The organism is Blastocatellia bacterium (genome assembly GCA_035275065.1).
In the GTDB taxonomy this organism is placed as follows: domain Bacteria; phylum Acidobacteriota; class Blastocatellia; order UBA7656; family UBA7656; genus DATENM01.
The window spans coordinates 1-1892 of sequence record DATENM010000057.1 but is presented as its reverse complement, the minus strand read 5'-3'; the positions used below and the strand labels follow the sequence as shown (position 1 = coordinate 1892).

Sequence of the window (1892 nt, the reverse complement as noted above, 5' to 3'; positions counted from 1 at the left end):
AATTGACATAGGTAGGCTGTCGCCAGCTTTCCCTGTCACACCACCGTGCATACGGGTCCGTACACGGCGGTTCGGCGAGTTAAGCCGTTAGTTGACAACTAAGGGCGTCAGTCCTAGCGATGCAAAGTAGGCATTGGGCAGTGCAAGGTTGAGAGCGGGCGAGTTACTGAGTCGCCACGGGCCATGAGCACTGCCCACCGTTTGCGCGGCGAGGTCTTTACTCACGCCTCGCTTGCGTAGCTCAGTAAATCGCACCTTCCCTCGTTTCCACTGCTTCCAGACAACCGCCCGCAGGCGGCGTCTAAGCCAACTCTCAAGACTGCGCAACACCCAAGGCGTTTGACAGAAGCCGAAGTAGCCACGCCAGCCCCGCAAGTAGCGACTGAGTTGGGCCACCATCGTTTCCACCTTTACCCCACGCGTCCGCCGCGTCAGTTCCCGCACCCGCTGCTTGAACCGCGTAATAGCTTTTGGCGCAATGCGCCGCCGCAGTTCACGCCGCCAGATGAAACTGAAGCCCAGGAACTTTCGCTTACTTGGTCGGGACACTGCACTCTTCTCTTCGTTGACCTTGAGTTTTAGCTGCTTCGTGATGAACCGTGAAATGCTTTTCATCACTCGTTCACCAGCCCGCTGGCTGCGCACGTAGATATTGCAATCGTCCGCATACCGCACGAACCGATGACCGCGTCGCTTCAACTCTTGGTCCAACTTGTCGAGCACAATGTTCGACAACAAGGGAGATAAAGGTCCACCTTGCGGCGTTCCTTCATCCACCGGACTCACCAACCCACCTTCCAGCACTCCGGCACGAAGGAACGCCCGAATCAGCTTTAGCATTCGCTTGTCGCTGATTCGCTGTGCCAGTCGCGCCATCAGTTTGTCGTGGTTGACTCGGTCGAAGAACTTCTCTAAGTCCAGGTCCACCACCCAGCCGTAACCCGCTGCGATGTACTGCTGCGCTTGGGCTACGGCCTGATGTGCCGAGCGTCCGGGCCGGAACCCGTAGCTGTGTGCTGAGAAGGTGCGGTCCCAACTGCTTTGTAGCACCTGCATCACCGCCTGCTGAATGAAGCGATCCAGCACCGTCGGGATACCAAGCTTTCGTATCCCACCGTCTGGCTTTGGTATTTCTACCCGCTTCACTGCTTGCGGTTTGTAAGTCCCACGCAACAATTGCTCTCGCACGGTTGGCCAGTGTTGCCTCAGGTAAGCCGGCAGTTGCTCGACAGTCATCCCGTCGATACCAGCACTACCCTTATTGCTCTTGACTCGGGCCAATGCCTGCTGACAGTTCTTGCGTCCGCAGACCTCTTCCATTAGTTGTTCACTTCCAGCCGAGCTTTCGTCGTCGCGCTTCGCCATCAGCGTTTCGGTCCCTCCTCCAGAGTCCCTCGGAGCTTCACTCCTACTCATCTCTGTGAAGGCCAGCTCTAGTTGGTTCTTCTGCCGCTTATCGCTCATGAGTTGCGCTGCTTACTTGCTCGCTCTTTAATCCCGGCGAGCCGGGAACCGTTCGGGCCTTCGCCACTCGCGTGGCTACTATGCCTTCTGCTGACTTCTGTGGCGCGCTCAACTACCTCACGGCAGTCTCAGTCGTGATTCCACGACACGCCACAGATCTCCCGAGGTAAGTTCGACCGCCTTCGGTGCACAGCCGCCGGATTTACAACCTGCGTCCTTGATGGATATGGGCTTTGTTGTCAATTGCCAACTCGCCCGACGCCGTATGCCTCCTATCCGGTTCTTGTTCATCGGCTCACACTTTTGCTCCACGCTTCCTTCAGACCCCGCCTCACGACGACGCCCTTGCGCTTCGCTAACTCTTCACCTCCATCAGGTTGAGTAGAGGACTTTCACCTCCTAGCTGTCGAACATGCTCGGCACACAAT

The 1892-nt window shown here is 57.2% G+C and carries 1 protein-coding gene; it reads right to left on the bottom strand.

Annotated features, from left to right (window positions below):
• Window positions 1-87: 87 nt before the first annotated feature.
• Window positions 88-1365 carry a group II intron reverse transcriptase/maturase gene (ltrA, locus tag VJ464_13670; GenBank protein HKQ06179.1) on the bottom strand — a complete coding sequence of 426 codons (1278 nt, stop codon included), beginning with the start codon at window positions 1363-1365 and terminating at the stop codon, window positions 88-90.
• Window positions 1366-1892: the final 527 nt, after the last annotated feature.

Coding starts and splice junctions, on each gene's coding strand:
- ltrA (HKQ06179.1), bottom strand. CDS start 1,365: ATGGCGAAGCGCGACGACGAAAGCTCGGCTGGAAGTGAACAACTAATG.